Genomic DNA, 16,519 nt, shown 5'->3' with positions numbered 1-16,519 from the left:
CTGCTTATTAAGATAGCTGTTTTTGACCGAGACTATGACTAAAGATACTGCTATAGCGCCGACTTCTACCTTCACTCGTTTGTCCCCTGCAAAAATCAATCTTTTCTTGCACATTACGGGCAAACGAGCTGACGGCTATCATAATTTGCAAACAGTATTTCGCCTGCTCGACTGGGGCGATTACTTGCACTTCTCGGTCGGCGATGATGCTATGACTTCTACTAAAAATAGTGAATTAGACGCTACTACCCTCTGTCATCAGCTGTTGGTATTAGCCGGTGCAGAGACGATCACGGCCAATATAGAAGACAACTTAATATTTAAAGCGGCGCGCGCATTGCTAGCGTTTGCCATAGAGTCAGACACTTTACCTGAGCAATTGGTACAAGTTACTATCACTTTAGACAAGCATTTGCCAATGGGTGCAGGATTGGGCGGTGGCTCGTCCAATGCCGCAACTACTATGCTGGCGCTTAATGAAATTTGGCAACTTAACATTACTTGCGACGAACTTATAAAAATCGGTGCAAAGGTAGGCGCAGATGTGCCCATATTTATCTTTGGGCAAGACGCCATTGCGATGGGTATTGGTGAAGAATTGACTGCCATTGATTTACCTGACCAGCAGTATGTAATCCTAACGCCTGATGCGCATGTCAATACTGCCACCCTATTCGCTCACTCCAAATTGCAGCGAGATATCACTCCTCTTTCGGTTGATACTATTCAAAGCCAATATACTGACTACGTGCAAACGCTCACCGCGCCCTATCATAATGTCTTTACGCCAGTAGTGACGAGCCTCGCTCCTGCTGTTGCAGAGGCTTTAAATTATTTGCAAGGGTTAGAGACGCAAGCGCTTGGCATAGCACGCATGACTGGCTCTGGTAGCGCGGTGTTTTTGCCTTTAGATACGAGTATTGCCACCGATAAAAAACTGTTGGCGAAGTGGGTTGAAGGTGCGCCTTTTTCAGGATATGTGGTGGGGAGTTTGTAACTGCGCAAATTTTTATAGATAGGTGAAAAGGTAAGCGCCGCAAATACTACCAAGCCTAAAGCATTTAAGAGCAAAATATGATCACTCTCGGAAATATAAAAACTATTGCTTTTAAAATACATGAAATGGAAAAGCCATTCATAGTGATGGATATTATTGTGAACTCAGTAAACATCAGTTATCAAGATAATAATTATTATGCGTTTCCACTTGTTAACAATATTAAGAAAGAAATAGAACTGATTACTAATGGCGAATTTCACCTAAATAAAAGTTTGATCAATACACCACTAAGCAAGCTACATGATATTTTTTATGAAACTGAAACTGGAGTTTACGATAGCAGTAATGAGAGAGGTAACTTTTTGTTCTACGACTTATCTACTAACAAATCTCTATTTTACGTTTACCAAGAAGATGGATGTCTGATATTTTTTGGGAAATTTTTTGATGGTAATAATATTATCACCTCAAAAATAAGAAAAAGTGAGTTCTTAGCTACATTGCTCAAGCTGTTGCATACAGTTGAGCCTTACGCTGCTCCTCGAAACATATAAGACTATTTTGGAAACCTCGTGCCAGACACACTAGTCTCAAGCTTACTCATATAGCCCTAAAAGAGAATATAAGTAAGATATCAATCCTTATCACCAACTTTCACCATATACCTATCGAAATCATACCGTCCTTGATAAATTAAGAATAAATCCCAGAAAAAGTCGCAAATGACTTGCAAAATCTGAAAATTTACTTATAATAGGTCGCCACAATAGGGGTATAGCCAAGTTGGTAAGGCATCAGGTTTTGATCCTGACATCCGTTGGTTCGAGTCCAGCTACCCCTGCCATTTTTTAGTACGAAGCGTTAGAGATATAGTGAGTATAAGAGGTTTATAGACAACCTCTTATCTTATTGTCATTGACAACGTTATCCCAGTTTCGGTATAGTTCGCAATGGACACCGCTAGGGAAAAGTTATACTTTAGACGGCTCAATCGTTTATAATATAACTGATAGGTCATGACGCCATTCTAATAATGATTAAACAATCAATATTAGCTATCGGACGTATATAGCCTAGACATTACAGGGGTATAGCCAAGTTGGTAAGGCATCAGGTTTTGATCCTGACATCCGTTGGTTCGAGTCCAGCTACCCCTGCCATTTTTACTGTAATAGTAGTCATCAACACCTTCACCACTCTTTTCTTAATTTGAGCAGTTTGTCACTGCTTAGCGGTCGCTGCTTGAGTCAATCAATAGGACTTCTGTCATGCCTTATTTGGCGATTTTTACGGGTAATGCCCACCCAGAATTAGCAAAAACCGTAGCCGATCATCTTCATATACCTCTTGGTAAAGCTGACATCACGCGTTTTTCTGATGGCGAAATTGCCGTGGAAATCAAAGAACACGTACGTGGTAAAGATGTGTTTATCATGCAGCCTACTTGTGCACCGACCAACGACAACTTGATGGAAATCATGATGATGGCAGACGCCTTGCGTCGCTCTAGTGCTGGCCGTATCACAGCTGTCATGCCATATTTTGGTTATGCTCGTCAGGATCGTCGCCCGCGTTCAGCTCGTGTACCTATCTCAGCCAAAGTCGTCGCTGATATGCTAAATATCGTTAGTATCGATCGCGTCATGACGGTTGATTTGCACTCAGATCAGATTCAGGGTTTCTTCGATATCCCTGTAGACAACATCTATGGTACGCCAGTACTCCTAAACGACCTACAAAAACAAGATTATGACAATATCATGGTGGTTTCTCCTGATGTTGGCGGTGTGGTTCGTGCCCGTGCGATGGCCAAGCAGTTAGGCGATACTGACATGGCGATTATCGATAAGCGCCGTGCGCGTGCGAATGAGTCACAAGTGATGCACATCATTGGTGATGTCCGTGACCGTGATTGCGTTATCGTTGATGATATGGTCGATACTGCAGGTACATTGTGTAAAGCTGCCGAAGCATTGAAAGAAAATGGTGCACGTCGCGTATTGGCTTATATCACGCATCCTGTCCTGTCAGGTAACGCACTCAAAAACATCAGCGAATCGGCGCTAGACGAAGTCGTTGTGACCGATACGATTCCATTATCAGCTGAAGCAAAAGCCTGCAGCAAAATCCGTCAGGTCAGTATCGCGCCGATGCTTGCTGAGAGCTTACGCCGTATCAACAACGAAGAATCTATTAGTGCAATGTTTGATGCCTAATGTTTAGTGATCAGTGTTTAATACTGAACGCTAGATAGTAGTTGTTATAATCAAAACAGCAACGCCTGTGTTAATAGATATTGAATAAGCCAAAGAAATAGCGCCAAGTATGAGTACTTGGCGCTATTTTTATGTCCGTGATTTTCGTAGGTCTTTATTATTGCTACAAAATCACGTATAATGCGCGCCTGTGCTAGCCTTTTGTTTTATTACGCAAGGGTGGCATTATTAAAAGTGCTGATCAAGCTGAATAATAATGGCTATTGTAGTAATTATTACTATAAAAATCATTGTTATAGGCAAATGGCTAATGTTGTTAATCGTGTTATTTACATACGATGATAAACCTTAGCTCTCATCACGTATTAGTGGATTGGTCGCAAATCCACTTTTTTATGACCAGACACTTCATCATTCTTTTTATAGGATTATATCCATGAGCATTAATCATTTTGAACTAAAAGCCGTTGATCGTTCTGCTGAACTACAAGGTAAAGGTGCGAGCCGCCGCCTACGTAAGCAGAACCTAGTTCCTGCTATCATCTATGGTGGTAATGAAGAACCAACAGCTATCTCTATCAAGCTTAACGAACTAGTAAAATCACTAGAATTCGAAGCGTTCTTCTCACACATCTTGACTATCAATGTTGATGGTGAAGAGCATCAAGCAGTCATCAAAGACTTGCAGCGTCATCCTGCTAAAGGTTTCCCAATGCATGCTGATTTTCAGCGCATTGTGAAAGGTCAAAAAATCCACATGAACGTTCCTGTGCATTTCTCTGGCCGTGAAGATGCTCCTGGTACTGCTGCTGGTGGCGTATTGTCTACTCTAGTATCTGACATCGAAATCATCTGCCTACCATCTAAACTTCCTGAATACCTAGATGTAGACGTTTCTGGTATGGAAATCGGTGATTTGTTCCGTCTATCAGACATCGAACTTCCTGAAGGTGTTGTGATTCATGAGCTTGAGCTAGAAGACGGCCATGACCGTACTATCGTTAACATGCAGCCACCTACTGTTGAAGAAGTTGACGAAGATGCTGAAGACGTTGATGCTGATGAAGTACCAGCAACTGAGCAAAACGACGACGCTGATGCTGAAGAAAGCAAAGACGACGAGTAATATACTATGTCTAGGTAGCACTTTATTTTGTGCTACTTAGTAACAGACTCGTTTAGTTAAGAAAACAGCAGGTGATTTAAAATCTCCTGCTGTTTTTGTAAGTAAGGTTTGAAAATACATGGTTTTCTCAAATTTAAAGCCTTATCTCTATTTATCGTATTCAAGCAGGGTGTTTTTATGGCCATAAAGCTTATTGTCGGTCTTGGTAATCCTGGTCAGCAGTATATGTTCACGCGTCATAATGCTGGGTTTTGGTTCGTTCATCATTTGGCACAGCAGTTCAATATCACGCTCGCCCCTGACAAGAAGTTTCACGGGGTGACAGGACGCGGGCAAATTCATGGGTCTGATGTGCGTCTACTGATGCCGCTGACGTTTATGAATAAATCTGGTCAGTCAGTCGTGCCTATGGTAAATTTTTATAGCATCAAAAACGACGAGCTATTGATTGCTCATGATGAGCTCGACATCCCAGCTGGCAGCATCAAGCTCAAAACCGATGGCGGTCATGGCGGTCATAATGGTCTGCGTGATATTACACCGCACATCGGCAATGACTTTCATCGTCTACGCGTAGGTATTGGCCACCCAGGACACAAGTCCAAAGTTAGTGGGCATGTCCTCTCAAAAGCGTCACCCGATGAGCAAATCGCTATCGATAGCGCACTGACAGCAGCTTTTGAAGCACTACCCCTGTTGATGAGTGGCGATACTGAAAAAGCCCGCTCACAAATTAATGGCTTTAAATTACCTGAATAATATAGCTTCATTATAACAACGACCTTTTATTTTGGTAGTTTTGTCCCCATTAACCTTTTGATTTAGTTATTTAATATCAGTTACGCTAAGGAAGCAACCTATGCTACTTAATATGCTTAAATGCAAATTACATCGTGCTCGCGTTACCCATGCTGAGCTTCATTATGAAGGCTCATGCGGTATCGATGGTGATCTACTTGACCTTGCTGGTCTACGTGAAAACGAATCTATCGATATCTATAATGTGACCAATGGCAAGCGCTTTCGCACCTATGCTATCCGTGCTGAAGCAGGCTCTGGTATTATCTCATTAAATGGTGCTGCAGCTCATATGGCAGATTTAGGTGACATCGTCATTATCTGTGCTTATGCCCAGTTTGATGAAGTTGAAGCATCTACCTACCAACCAAAACTTGTCTACTGTAATGAAGACAACACGGTTAAAGACACAGCAAATATCATCCCTGTACAAGTTGCTTAATATGACAGGATGACGAGGTTTTGGTTAGATCAAGATAAATATCAAACTAGAGCGTTGGTTTAACTCTGGTTATTGCCAAAAACCTCGATGCTAAAATGAAAGCTGAATCTTTGTGTCGATTCAGCTTTTTTTGTGCCAGTTTTATTTATCAAGTTCATCACTTTTATTATCTATAAGGAAACATACTGATGTGGTTGGCAGTGATTGCAATACTGATTGGGTTAGCAATTTTGGTTTGGAGTGCCGATGTCTTTATTGATGGGGCGACAGCACTAGCAAAGAAGTTTAGCGTGCCAAGCTTCTTGATCGGCGTATTGATACTGGGTATCGGCACATCAGCCCCTGAAATGGTGGTGTCAGTATTGGCCGCAATTGAAGGCAGCCCTGAGCTGGCTTTGGGTAATGCTTACGGCTCAAACATCATCAATATTGCCTTGGTACTCGGTGCAACCGTACTGATTAGCCCTATTATCATTCGTAAGGGCATCGTAAAGCGCGATCTACCTCTATTACTCCTAATCACTGCTACAGCGGCGTGGCAGCTGCGTGATGGCGTGTTGAGCCAAGCTGATGGTATTGTGCTACTGATACTCTTGGTTGTCGTCTTGGCGATACAGATCGTACTGAGTATCCGTGAAGGGTATCATGAGCATGAGGATGATGTAATTGTTGAGAGCACTGATCCAGATCACATAGAGCCAAGTATGGCGCGTGGTCTTGTCAGCTTACTTATCGGTATGCTGATGCTGGTCATCAGTTCACGTGCCATCGTCTGGGGTGCGGTCGAGCTGGCAACGCTGTGGGGGCTCAGTGAGCTTATCATTGGATTGACGATTGTCGCTGTTGGCACCTCATTGCCCGAGCTGGTATCGAGCTTGTCAGCGGCGCGTAAAGGCGAGCATGATATGGCGCTAGGTAATATCATTGGCTCAAACATCTTTAACACGTTGGCCGTTGTCGGTTTGGCGACCGTGATTGCCCCTATTACCGCTGATCCAATTATTTTTTCACGCGACGTGATGGCGATGGGATTACTGACCGTGTTGCTTGTTGTCCTATGCGTGTTTGCTTTTATGAAAAATCGTCAATTTGGTCGTACGTCAGGCGCGACCTTGGTACTTTTCTTTGTGGGTTATACCGCATGGCTGATCCAAAGCGTCAGTATGTAACCAGCATTTTTCTTATACCATTCAATTTTCAATAATTTGGATGGTATCGTTTCAAACGGTCTGTTTAGGGTTCAGCAAAAAGCTATCTATTGGATGATGTTACGGTTTTTTGTTACGGTTTCTAAAACCGCGCCATAACCCTTCATGTGCCACTTTTGGCATTTTTAGCGTAATGGTATTCGATAGCATGTCTTGTACTGCCAAACCGCGAGGGTTGAACAGACAGAATACATAATTAAATACCAATCCAAGGAACGCGCTGGCAAGTAAGGCGGCGCGTGACCCATCGACTAAACTACCGATAATGCCAAAAAGTAATGGCATCAAACAAGCTGACAAGATACGTTTGAACGACTGCCCCCATGTTAGCCATTGACCAGCATCATTGATAGTCTTCAATCGCCATGTCTGCATTCCCAATGTCTGCCCGCCGCGGCGCCAAAATATGCCATAGAATGCGACCAACGTCAGCACAAACGACGGCGTCATAATAGCGTTTTGGTACCATAGCGGCAGCGACTGGGCCTGCGATGACTCAGTCCCCGTCTCCATCGTTAGAATCGTTCCCACTACCGTCAGTATCGTACCCACCAAAAACAACAATGCCAAAATCAGCATGCCATCATAAAGAATCGCCACAACTCGAGTCGTGGGTTTAGCGATGGTAGGCTCTTCATTGGGATCTTGCTGCACAGAAGCGCTCGACTGAGGCTTCGCGTTGCGAGTAGATTTTGATGGGCGTTTAGATGGACGTTTTGACATGGTACAAGCTCATAGCAAGCAGTGAATAATAGCGCTATTGTACCGTAAATTATTGGACTGTCGTACATTATCCTAAATGACTGTCCAATCACGCTAGCGACCGACACCATGCATCTACATTAGTCATAAGATAATGATGACAAATTATAAAGGAGTCACTGATAACTCTAGACAACGACTTAAGGTTTTAAACCACACAAAATTTGGACATAAAAAAACCGCCAATTGTCATAAGACAGGCGATTGATTTATTTGATTATGCAAATGGTGCGCCTGGAGAGATTCGAACTCCCGACCCCTTAGTTCGTAGCCAAGTGCTCTATCCAACTGAGCTACAGGCGCGTATTTTGCAAATCATTTACTGACTTGTTAAAAACAATCTCAGTAAATTAGGTTGGCTATTATATAGATAATATAGCTTGTGTCAACATCTTTTTTAATTAAAAACAAAATACTTTTTGATTTAACGATTAAAATGTTTAACGCCAGTATACTGCGCTACTACTCTAATAACAACTGAATAAATGGCGGTGAAGGAGGGATTCGAACCCTCGATACGCTTACACGTATGGTTCCTTAGCAGGGAACTGGTTTCAGCCACTCACCCACTTCACCTAACGAATCAAGACATTTATAAAACCGCTATAAACATAGTATTGATGCTAACAATACGTCTCATGTCGTGGGCGAGTATTATAACAAAGCCAAAATGAATTGCAAGCCTTGTCTGCTAATTTAATGCAGCTTTTATCATAATTAAGGATATAAGCACCTATCTCACGTACTATTGCTAAAAATTGTACCATCTCGTAGCGAAGCATCACCACTTACTTGATCATCGTTGATGATATTTTTGCTACTTGCTCTATAAACGCTAGACTACGATAGATTTTTTGGCAGTAGGTGGCTATAGTATTTATTACTTATTTCAAAATATCTAAAAGGAGCGGTTATGCGACCTGTCGTACTGTGTTTTTCAGGATTGGATCCTTCAGGTGGTGCTGGGTTACAAGCAGATATTGAGGCCATCGGACAGACAGGAGCACATGCTGCCATCGCTTGCACAGCAGTCACGATTCAGAGCTCACAGCAGGTATTTGGTTTTGACGCTTGCGCCGCAGATTTGGTACAGGCTCAAGCCATTGCCGTGCTCGATGATCTGCCAGTGAGCGCTATCAAGTCAGGCATGCTTGGCACCACTGACAATATTGCAATGCTCACACGCTTATTTGCAGAAGAAAAGATCTCCAAAGACATACCTTTTGTGTTGGACCCTGTATTGGTTGCCAATAGCGGTGGTAGCTTGGGTGACGAAAAGACATTGGTGAGTGCCTTTAGACAGCTCCTACCCTATGCCACCTTAATCACCCCAAATACGCACGAGCTTCGAGCATTAAGCGGCGAACAGGACTTGCACAGTGGGGCAAAGCAGCTGTGCGCGCAAGGCGCTCATGCCGTACTGGTAAAAACTTCACACGATTTTGAAGATGGTGATATCGAGCAGTATCTATACATAGAGGGCGAGATGGTACACAAAAGCACGTTGCCGCGCCTAGATGGTGAGTTCCATGGCTCAGGATGCTCTCTTGCTAGCTTTATCGCTGGGCGTTTGGCGATGGGCGGTGCGTTGATTGATGCTATAAAAGCTGCAGACAGCTGGATTATTCAGACATTACGTGCAGCTGACGCACCGCACCCTAATGATGCTCAGGCTCAATTAATACCCAACCGCTTTGTTAGTTTTTAATACTATTATAGAAGCCTGTCTCACACATGCAGCAAATAAAAAAGCGCTCTATATGCCATAGAGCGCTTTTTTGTACTATATATTTTTGGATTGAACGATAGGACGTTTACCCTACCCTAACATTGGCATCACACTGGCAGTTAACCCGCCAATAAATATCTCAAGTAAGTAAAAAGCAAAAAAAGCAACCATTGGTGACAAGTCAAGCATACCTAGATTTGGCGTAATACGACGAAACGGCGCGAGTATCGGCTCTGCTAAGTTCATAATAATGCCGATGATAGGATGCTGAGACTGGGTAAACACCACGATCCAGCTAACGATGATAGAACCAATCACTAAGTAGCGACACATGCGCAAAAAATCTAATATTAAGCTGGTCGTACCCGTAAAGAATAACGGTACAGGGGCTATACCTTGATGCGTCAATGCTGCTTTTCCAGAGATGTCGATCAGACGAATCAAAAACATAAGGACAATAGCAGCAATGCTGATACGACCCTGTGCTACCGTTGGAAAAATACGCCCAAATACGTCGACGACATGAGTCGCTTTGTAGGCAGGCGCAATCATCGGATTGCTCGCATCCATCCCTGCAAACTGCAACATAAAACGAATAAACACCAGCATCATAGCGAATGTGGTGACCAAATCAAAAATTTGAAATAACATGTTGTTCATGAAGTGCTACTCAATGGGACATTATTAACAGATGCTAGGATGACAAAGGTCATTATCAGCTGGTGGTTGCATAAGCGCTATCGTAACTTACAATACCGCGTGTCAGTAATTACTTACTCATCTCTTCACTTAACGCTTGGCTACGATCGTAGCAAGCCTGCATGGCTTCGCTGATCTGACGACCAATTTCGTTGGCTTGCATGGACTCGACCGCTGCCTGAGTCGTACCGTTCGGAGACGTCACTTTGCGGCGCAGTTCAGCTGGTGCATCATCGCTGTTCATCGCCATTTTTGCAGCACCAAGCATGGTTTGCATTGCAAGCGCTGAGGCTTGTTCTTTGTCTAGACCTAACGCCACGGCCCCATCGACCATCGATTCGATAAAGTAAAACATATATGCTGGCGCTGAACCTGACACGGCTGTGACCGCATGCATATGCTCTTCGTCATCAACCCACATGACCAGTCCTGATGCTTCCATTACCGCAGTTGCCAGCTGTTTTTGTTCTGCTGAGATATTATCTGTACCGTAGAGACCCGTCGCACCCATCTGAATCATAGAGGGCGTGTTTGGCATGGCGCGCACAATATTGCTATAGTCGCCCAGCATACTAGATAACAGGTCGGTCGACAGACCTGCTGCGACTGAAATGACCAATTGCGTGTCTAATACATCAGCAAAGCTACTAACAACCACTTTCATCATCTGTGGTTTTACAGCGAGTACTACGATATCAGCATCGACTACAGCGGCTGTTGCATCAGCCATTGGGTCAACGGTATTTAAGCCTTTAGCCGCCAGTTGCTCACGTGCATCGCTGCTAGGATCGGCGACCGTGATGAGATCAGGTTTGATGCCGCAGCCTACAAGCCCGCTAATAAGCGCTTGCGCCATATTTCCGCCACCAATAAAACTGATTTTCTTATTATCTAATACCGACATACTTGTCTCCTAGTCACAACATTCAAAGGTATTCAACTTAACATCTTGATATATAAAACGACACTCAGTTTATCATACTGCCACTAGTATCGTTTGATAAATTCAAACTGTGAGTGCCGACCTCAGGCTAATGACAACCAATGCGCTGGCATAAAGCGCTTCGATCTTTAGTTTATGGTACGTAGGCTTAGGTTGCTTTTGATATATTCAGTTAACTTCTGATGTGTAGTATCACTCATTACGCTTTCAGAGCTCAAATCCCAACTCTCAAATGGTGATATGAGCAATATAGGCGCATCATTTTCGGTACCGTCTTTATTGATAAAAGCGATACTGATTACCAGTAGGTTTTTTCGCAGCCACGACGGAATACCGAGGGTTTGATACAGTCTTTTGCCCGCTTGTGGACGCGTCGCCAGTGCAGTCTTGAGGCGCGTTTTGCTATTCAATGGGGTTATTTTGAGTGTAGCTGTCGATACTCCCTTATCTGCGTGATCGCTTAGCAGCTTTGCCAGTTTATCTGTACATACTTGTAACTGCCACACATATTCAATACTGCGGCGCAACATGATTGAACCGTCATCAGCTGAATCGCTCTCAATAGAGAGCAGACCAGATAATGGCAGCACTTGCTCTGTGATTGGTATATTTAGCCAAGACAGCCATGTGCTACTCAGACGGTAGATCTGCTGACGATAGCGGCGAACAGTATAGGACTGCTTACGACCCTGCCAAAACAACTCTGTTTGATGATCTTGGTCATCACGTTGGCTTACATTTAGTACGTCATCGACGAGCTGCTTAGCAGGTGGCAACGGCTCATCTTGACCCAGCCAATGATGCAGTAGTTGGCGCTGGCGATAGATCGGTAGTGATCGTAGCGCATCAATATTGAGCACGCGCTGTGCAGTTGGTAGTTGTAGGCTTTCATTGACTGTCTGCTGCATATCTTGCTCAGCTTGCGCATTGACAGTGGCTTGTGCCTCACTCAATAGCTGCGCACTACGGGCTATATTATCAATGACGTTGGGGTTATAAGTCGCCAGTATGGGCATGATGTCGCGGCGTAGCCCACTACGTACATTATCGCCATTCTCGTTGGTTGGATCATCTATATAAGGCAACTCTAGGCGCTGGGCATAAGCACTAATCGCGGCGCGTCTCACCGTGAGCCAAGGTCGCCATAGTACATGACGCTGTACGCCCTGCATTTGCACTCGCCATGGCTGCATACCTGAGAGACCGTTGACTCCAGCGCCTTGAATCAAGCGCATCAGTACGGTTTCCGCTTGATCATCAGCATGATGTGCCAATAGCAGTACGTCATCTTGGTTCATATGTGCGCGCATGACGTTATAACGTGCTTGTCGCGCTGCTTGCTCATCATGTCCATTCACTTGTGCCTGTAAAATGCGACAAGGTATCTGCTGCGCTTGCGCCCAATTGGCAACATGCTTGGACCAGTGCTGACTGTCCGCTTGCATACCATGATCGACATGTAAGAGCTGCGGTAGACATGGTAGTTTGCCTTGCTGGTAGAGCTGCGCACATAACGCCGCAAGTGCCAACGAGTCACGTCCACCACTACATGCCAACCAAAGGCGGCGACCATGTAACTGCTCGCTATACGTCTGCATACTGCTCAACAATGCGTCTGCCAATACGTCATCAATCGGCAAATTGGCAACGGATCTAACAGGATATGGGAGGATGGCATTGCTGGTCATAATCAGCCTTAGTCATTAGGGAGTTATATATTTATTAATGCGCCGATGAATGAGCATCTGTGTCAATGACGACATCACACTGAATGCGTTGTATTAAGGGCTTTGTATCGAGAGCTTCGTATAACAATAGCCACAAAAAAACGCGCCATTCAATGACACGTTTTTATTTTAGCATTAAGACTCAGCCTCTAATATGAAAAGCTTAGCGCATGTCATGAACTAGCAAGGCAACATCACTTCTGAATTAAAAGACTTGAGCTTTTCGTAACGTAACTCACAACGTTCTTGAGGGTCTAAGTCTTTAATCTCATCAAGTTGTTCAGTGATCAGGGTTTTTAATGCAGCCATTACAGGTTGCGGCTGTACATGTGCGCCCTCGCCTTCATCAATAACAGCATCAATCAAACCCATTTGATAAAGGTTAATGGCGTTTAGCTTCAGTGCCTCACTGGCGTCTTGTGCTTTTTCAGCGGTTTTCCATAGGATAGAGGCACAGCCCTCAGGAGAGATAACTGAGTAAATACTGTTCTGTAGCATGTTTACTTTGTCACCAACGCCAATAGCAAGCGCGCCGCCTGAACCACCTTCACCGATAATGGTTACGATTACAGGTACCTGAAGACTGGAGAATACAGCGATGCTCTCTGCAATCGCTTGCGCTTGTCCGCGTTCTTCTGCACCAATACCAGGATAAGCCCCTTGAGTATCGACAAAGGTCATCACAGGAATATTAAAGCGCTCAGCCATTTTGACCAAACGTATCACCTTGCGGTAGCCTTCAGGATTGGCCATACCAAAGTTATGGGCGATACGCTCACGAGTGCTGCGACCACGGTGTTGACCGATTACCATCACAGGCTGACCATCAAAACGCGCCAAACCACCCAAGATGGCTTTGTCATCGGCATAAGCACGGTCACCGTGCAACTCATCAAATTCGGTAAAAAGCTGATTAACATAGTCCATAAACAATGGACGCTTGGCATGTCGTGCAAGCTGCACACTATCCCAGACAGTGCTCATAAACGCTTCCTTTTACTCATTATACTTAGTGTATATATGTTTAAAATAATTATGTTTAAAAAATAATATCGTTATCGATCTTTTGATAATGAAAGTACAGTTGTAAACTCAATAGAAGCTATAGTAGCACATCTTATATAGCATGACATTATCGGCGACACCGCTTTTGTTACGTTACTCTTTAACTCGATACTGACAATGGTAACGGCTCGGATTCCTCGGCCTCAATCACACTCAGCTGTATGCCCCATTTGGCAAACTGGTCAATCTCCGTACGCAAATCAGCCAGCAAAAATGCATAATGTTCACTGCTATCAGAAACCGTAATCTGCCACTCACTATCGCTTGTGACCTTGAGTGCTAGATCTGGTAGCTTATGATCACTACGGCTATGGTGTGCCAAGACAGCAAGACGTAACAGCAAGCACAGATAGACCAACTGATCGCCGCCAACCTGGCAGGTCTGATCTAGCATATCGCTTTTAAGCTTGCGACGATGATTGAGCATCAGCTGCGCCATGCGCTTTTGATCCACTTGCGAAAACCCTGGAATATCAGAATGCTCAAGCAAATAGGCACTGTGCTTATGATAGCTGCTATGACTGATCGCAAGACCTATTTCATGCAAGAACGCGGCGCGTCTAAGTAAGTCACAATCATCATTAGTAAGATCAAGCGACTCTTTTACTTGTTCGAACAGATTACGGCTGGTTTTTACCACTTGCTTGGCTTGCTTTTTGTCGCCTGAATAACGTTTTATCAATGCAAGCACACTACGGTCACGCACGTCTTCGCTTGCAAAACGTCCCAGCATGTCATACATCACCCCTTCACGTAATGCCCCATCTGAGTAGGTAATAGTCTCAACACCCAATACTTTCATAACGGCACGCAGTACTGCTACGCCCGCAGGGAACACGGCTTTACGGTGATCTTTGACGCCTTCTAGTTCGATATCGTCAATATTGCCAATCTTAACCAGCAGTCTCTCTAACTTTTTGACTCCTTTATAGGTGATGCGTTCTTGCTCATCAGCCCATCCTTTGGATACCAGAACGTTGCGCACGGCTTTGATCGTACCACTTGAGCCAACCACACTGCTCCAGCCTGTCTTTTGGTAACGACCATTTATCGCTAATACTTCTTTGCGCGCACCTGAAATCGCGTCATTGAACGCTTCTTTGGTAACAAGACCATCAGCAAAGAATTTTTGTGTAAAGGCAACGCAGCCCATTTGCAGGCTTTCGGTCAGTAGCGGATCGAACTCTTGACCGATGATAAACTCTGTTGAGCCGCCACCGATATCAATAACCAAGCGTTTATCACTACTCTCATTGGTATGCGAGACACCCAAATAGATCAGTCTCGCCTCTTCACGTCCAGCGATAGTCTCAATGGGCTTTGGCAAGATTTTGTTGGCACGGGAAATAAAGTCATTAGCGTTTTTGGCTTGGCGCAAGGCATTGGTAGCAACCACACGAATACGCTCTGGCGGTACAGAATCCAAACGCGCGACAAATCGGCTCAAGCAGTCCAGACCGCGTTGCTCAGCGGCGTCGCTCAATATATTATTCTCATCCAATCCTGCAGCGAGCTGCACTTTTTCAGACATGGAGACTACTTTACGCACTTCCCCGTGATCCAGACGAGCGATGGCTAAGTGAAAACTATTGGAACCAATATCAATAGCGGCCATCATTTGATCATCGCTGAGAGGCGGATTTGCAAGATAGTCAATAGGCATAAGACAAGTCGTCACCGTGTTAGAGAGAATGTGTAGTTTATCAAAATCATGTGCTACATAGATATAGAAACCACATGTGTAGAAAAGAGCAGCATCTACAAAAATCAGGGCAATTTTGTCATTAAAGCATTTATCTCAAACACTCGCAAGCAACGTAAAATCATGGCGAGCACACAACCAACCATTCTATAAAGCAGCAGCGTTATCATTGGTGTATCTACTGAGGGTATAAATGACGATATGCATAAGATAAATGGCAGCCAAATAAGCAGTATCATCAAAAATCCAGTATAGATAATATTGGGACATGAACAACATTTGGCACAGTTTGTTACAGGCTCACTCCCTCTAAAACCTACTCTTTAGACTAAGAGAACATATTGGCATTTATCGTCTAGGCACTTATTATCTTGACACTTATCCTCTAAGTACTGGACATCTAGTGCTTGTGTTAGTGATAGCGGTTTGCTACATTGAAAGTTATCAATAACATGATAGAAAACCGTTATTTAATGGTTATATACCCTTATAACTGACATCAAAATTATGAATTATTTGCTCAAATTTCTCTTATAAATCGTCTTCGATTGACCACCGATAAACCCGCCAGCAAGGAAGCTAGTCGCATGAATCAAACCACCACCACAAATACTACCAAAATCGCAAGCACTCAGGCCAATAGCACCAAGACAGATATGGTAAAAACTGAGATGCCATCTGAACAAGCATTCTATGATTTTTATTTGGACGAGCATCAAAACATGGCTTGTCGCCGTCTGCATTTTGCAGGCAGTAGTTTTGGCTTGTTGGGACTGGCAAAGTCTGTCAAAACCAGATCAGCAAAACCTTTGGTAAAAGGTATCGCCGCTGGGTATGCTTGTGCTTGGGTTGGGCACTTTTTCTTTGAAAAAAACAAGCCAGCTTCCTTTAAATTTCCACTAAAAAGCTTTGCTAGCGACTTCCGTATGTATAGCGACGTCCTAAGGGGCAATCTGAGCCTAAGAAATCGTAAGTACGATAAAGCACGATAAAAACCACCTATCGTACGAGACAAATGACAAAAAAACTGGGGTACTATTTTTAGTAGCCCAGTTTTTTATTATTGATCGCTTTATTGCTGTCAGCTCATTTTTATAAACGA

The 16,519-nt window shown here is 43.9% G+C and carries 15 protein-coding genes and 4 tRNA genes; 11 read left to right on the top strand and 8 right to left on the bottom strand.

The window, feature by feature from the left end; translation table 11 throughout:
- Nucleotides 1-34 precede the first annotated feature (34 nt).
- From ispE to ACTXGL_RS04565, 9 genes are all read left to right on the top strand, one after another.
- Nucleotides 35-997: a 4-(cytidine 5'-diphospho)-2-C-methyl-D-erythritol kinase gene (ispE, locus tag ACTXGL_RS04605; RefSeq protein ID WP_443525200.1), complete on the top strand. Its 963-nt coding sequence runs from the start codon at nucleotides 35-37 to the stop codon at nucleotides 995-997.
- A 77-nt stretch (nucleotides 998-1,074) separates the two neighbouring features.
- Nucleotides 1,075-1,554, top strand: a complete 480-nt coding sequence (locus tag ACTXGL_RS04600) for a hypothetical protein (protein ID WP_443525198.1) — start codon at nucleotides 1,075-1,077, stop codon at nucleotides 1,552-1,554.
- A gap of 214 nt (nucleotides 1,555-1,768) precedes the next feature.
- A tRNA-Gln gene (locus tag ACTXGL_RS04595) sits at nucleotides 1,769-1,844 on the top strand.
- Nucleotides 1,845-2,084: 240 nt separating this feature from the next.
- Nucleotides 2,085-2,160, top strand: a tRNA-Gln gene (locus ACTXGL_RS04590).
- Between the two features lie 108 nt (nucleotides 2,161-2,268).
- A complete protein-coding gene (locus ACTXGL_RS04585) occupies nucleotides 2,269-3,216 on the top strand; it encodes a ribose-phosphate pyrophosphokinase (protein WP_057758042.1) in 948 nt (315 codons plus the stop codon).
- Between the two features lie 436 nt (nucleotides 3,217-3,652).
- A complete protein-coding gene (locus ACTXGL_RS04580; RefSeq protein WP_443525197.1) occupies nucleotides 3,653-4,342 on the top strand; it encodes a 50S ribosomal protein L25/general stress protein Ctc in 690 nt (229 codons plus the stop codon).
- Nucleotides 4,343-4,519: 177 nt separating this feature from the next.
- Nucleotides 4,520-5,101 carry an aminoacyl-tRNA hydrolase gene (gene pth, locus ACTXGL_RS04575; protein WP_443525195.1) on the top strand — a complete coding sequence of 194 codons (582 nt, stop codon included), beginning with the start codon at nucleotides 4,520-4,522 and terminating at the stop codon, nucleotides 5,099-5,101.
- A 100-nt stretch (nucleotides 5,102-5,201) separates the two neighbouring features.
- A complete protein-coding gene (gene panD, locus ACTXGL_RS04570) occupies nucleotides 5,202-5,582 on the top strand; it encodes an aspartate 1-decarboxylase (RefSeq protein WP_201548990.1) in 381 nt (126 codons plus the stop codon).
- 188 nt (nucleotides 5,583-5,770) lie between these two features.
- Nucleotides 5,771-6,751, top strand: a complete 981-nt coding sequence (locus ACTXGL_RS04565) for a calcium/sodium antiporter (protein WP_443525193.1) — start codon at nucleotides 5,771-5,773, stop codon at nucleotides 6,749-6,751.
- 99 nt (nucleotides 6,752-6,850) lie between these two features.
- On the opposite strand, the gene ACTXGL_RS04560 is transcribed toward ACTXGL_RS04565, so the two are convergent.
- From ACTXGL_RS04560 to ACTXGL_RS04550, 3 genes are all read right to left on the bottom strand, one after another.
- Nucleotides 6,851-7,513, bottom strand: a complete 663-nt coding sequence (locus tag ACTXGL_RS04560; protein WP_443525192.1) for an RDD family protein — start codon at nucleotides 7,511-7,513, stop codon at nucleotides 6,851-6,853.
- A 265-nt stretch (nucleotides 7,514-7,778) separates the two neighbouring features.
- Nucleotides 7,779-7,855 (bottom strand) — tRNA-Arg (locus ACTXGL_RS04555).
- 183 nt (nucleotides 7,856-8,038) lie between these two features.
- Nucleotides 8,039-8,128: transfer RNA gene (locus ACTXGL_RS04550), tRNA-Ser, on the bottom strand.
- Between the two features lie 337 nt (nucleotides 8,129-8,465).
- On the opposite strand from ACTXGL_RS04550, the gene ACTXGL_RS04545 reads away from it, so the two are divergent.
- Nucleotides 8,466-9,260 carry a hydroxymethylpyrimidine/phosphomethylpyrimidine kinase gene (locus ACTXGL_RS04545; RefSeq protein WP_443525190.1) on the top strand — a complete coding sequence of 265 codons (795 nt, stop codon included), beginning with the start codon at nucleotides 8,466-8,468 and terminating at the stop codon, nucleotides 9,258-9,260.
- A gap of 111 nt (nucleotides 9,261-9,371) precedes the next feature.
- Here ACTXGL_RS04545 and ACTXGL_RS04540 read toward each other — a convergent pair whose 3' ends face one another.
- The 5 genes from ACTXGL_RS04540 to ppx all read right to left on the bottom strand — a co-directional run bounded on the left by ACTXGL_RS04540 (nucleotide 9,372) and on the right by ppx (nucleotide 15,378).
- Complete coding sequence (locus tag ACTXGL_RS04540; RefSeq protein ID WP_319052129.1) at nucleotides 9,372-9,932, bottom strand: YggT family protein; 561 nt, start codon at nucleotides 9,930-9,932, stop codon at nucleotides 9,372-9,374.
- 118 nt (nucleotides 9,933-10,050) lie between these two features.
- Complete coding sequence (proC, locus tag ACTXGL_RS04535) at nucleotides 10,051-10,884, bottom strand: pyrroline-5-carboxylate reductase (RefSeq protein ID WP_443525189.1); 834 nt, start codon at nucleotides 10,882-10,884, stop codon at nucleotides 10,051-10,053.
- A gap of 167 nt (nucleotides 10,885-11,051) precedes the next feature.
- Nucleotides 11,052-12,611 carry a tRNA lysidine(34) synthetase TilS gene (gene tilS, locus ACTXGL_RS04530; protein ID WP_443525188.1) on the bottom strand — a complete coding sequence of 520 codons (1,560 nt, stop codon included), beginning with the start codon at nucleotides 12,609-12,611 and terminating at the stop codon, nucleotides 11,052-11,054.
- A 219-nt stretch (nucleotides 12,612-12,830) separates the two neighbouring features.
- On the bottom strand, nucleotides 12,831-13,634 hold the full coding sequence (locus ACTXGL_RS04525; protein WP_443525186.1) for an acetyl-CoA carboxylase carboxyltransferase subunit alpha: 804 nt from the start codon (nucleotides 13,632-13,634) through the stop codon (nucleotides 12,831-12,833).
- A gap of 181 nt (nucleotides 13,635-13,815) precedes the next feature.
- Nucleotides 13,816-15,378 carry an exopolyphosphatase gene (ppx, locus tag ACTXGL_RS04520; protein WP_443525184.1) on the bottom strand — a complete coding sequence of 521 codons (1,563 nt, stop codon included), beginning with the start codon at nucleotides 15,376-15,378 and terminating at the stop codon, nucleotides 13,816-13,818.
- Between the two features lie 695 nt (nucleotides 15,379-16,073).
- Here ppx and ACTXGL_RS04515 point away from each other — a divergent pair.
- The gene (locus ACTXGL_RS04515; RefSeq protein WP_443525543.1) at nucleotides 16,074-16,409 is read left to right on the top strand and encodes an Mpo1-like protein; all 336 of its coding nucleotides are present in this window, start codon (nucleotides 16,074-16,076) and stop codon (nucleotides 16,407-16,409) included.
- The last annotated feature ends 110 nt before the right edge of the window (nucleotides 16,410-16,519 follow it).

This window comes from Psychrobacter sp. T6-6 (genome assembly GCF_052258185.1).
Lineage (GTDB): Bacteria > Pseudomonadota > Gammaproteobacteria > Pseudomonadales > Moraxellaceae > Psychrobacter.
Note: the sequence above shows the minus strand (reverse complement) of the source record. Positions and strands in the feature narration are given on the sequence as shown.

Coding starts and splice junctions, on each gene's coding strand:
- ACTXGL_RS04560 (WP_443525192.1), bottom strand. CDS start 7,513: ATGTCAAAACGTCCATCTAAACGCCCATCAAAATCTACTCGCAACGCG.
- ACTXGL_RS04585 (WP_057758042.1), top strand. CDS start 2,269: ATGCCTTATTTGGCGATTTTTACGGGTAATGCCCACCCAGAATTAGCA.
- pth (WP_443525195.1), top strand. CDS start 4,520: ATGGCCATAAAGCTTATTGTCGGTCTTGGTAATCCTGGTCAGCAGTAT.
- ACTXGL_RS04525 (WP_443525186.1), bottom strand. CDS start 13,634: ATGAGCACTGTCTGGGATAGTGTGCAGCTTGCACGACATGCCAAGCGT.
- ispE (WP_443525200.1), top strand. CDS start 35: ATGACTAAAGATACTGCTATAGCGCCGACTTCTACCTTCACTCGTTTG.
- panD (WP_201548990.1), top strand. CDS start 5,202: ATGCTACTTAATATGCTTAAATGCAAATTACATCGTGCTCGCGTTACC.
- ACTXGL_RS04515 (WP_443525543.1), top strand. CDS start 16,074: ATGGTAAAAACTGAGATGCCATCTGAACAAGCATTCTATGATTTTTAT.
- proC (WP_443525189.1), bottom strand. CDS start 10,884: ATGTCGGTATTAGATAATAAGAAAATCAGTTTTATTGGTGGCGGAAAT.
- tilS (WP_443525188.1), bottom strand. CDS start 12,611: ATGACCAGCAATGCCATCCTCCCATATCCTGTTAGATCCGTTGCCAAT.
- ACTXGL_RS04545 (WP_443525190.1), top strand. CDS start 8,466: ATGCGACCTGTCGTACTGTGTTTTTCAGGATTGGATCCTTCAGGTGGT.
- ACTXGL_RS04580 (WP_443525197.1), top strand. CDS start 3,653: ATGAGCATTAATCATTTTGAACTAAAAGCCGTTGATCGTTCTGCTGAA.
- ppx (WP_443525184.1), bottom strand. CDS start 15,378: ATGCCTATTGACTATCTTGCAAATCCGCCTCTCAGCGATGATCAAATG.
- ACTXGL_RS04565 (WP_443525193.1), top strand. CDS start 5,771: ATGTGGTTGGCAGTGATTGCAATACTGATTGGGTTAGCAATTTTGGTT.
- ACTXGL_RS04600 (WP_443525198.1), top strand. CDS start 1,075: ATGATCACTCTCGGAAATATAAAAACTATTGCTTTTAAAATACATGAA.
- ACTXGL_RS04540 (WP_319052129.1), bottom strand. CDS start 9,932: ATGTTATTTCAAATTTTTGATTTGGTCACCACATTCGCTATGATGCTG.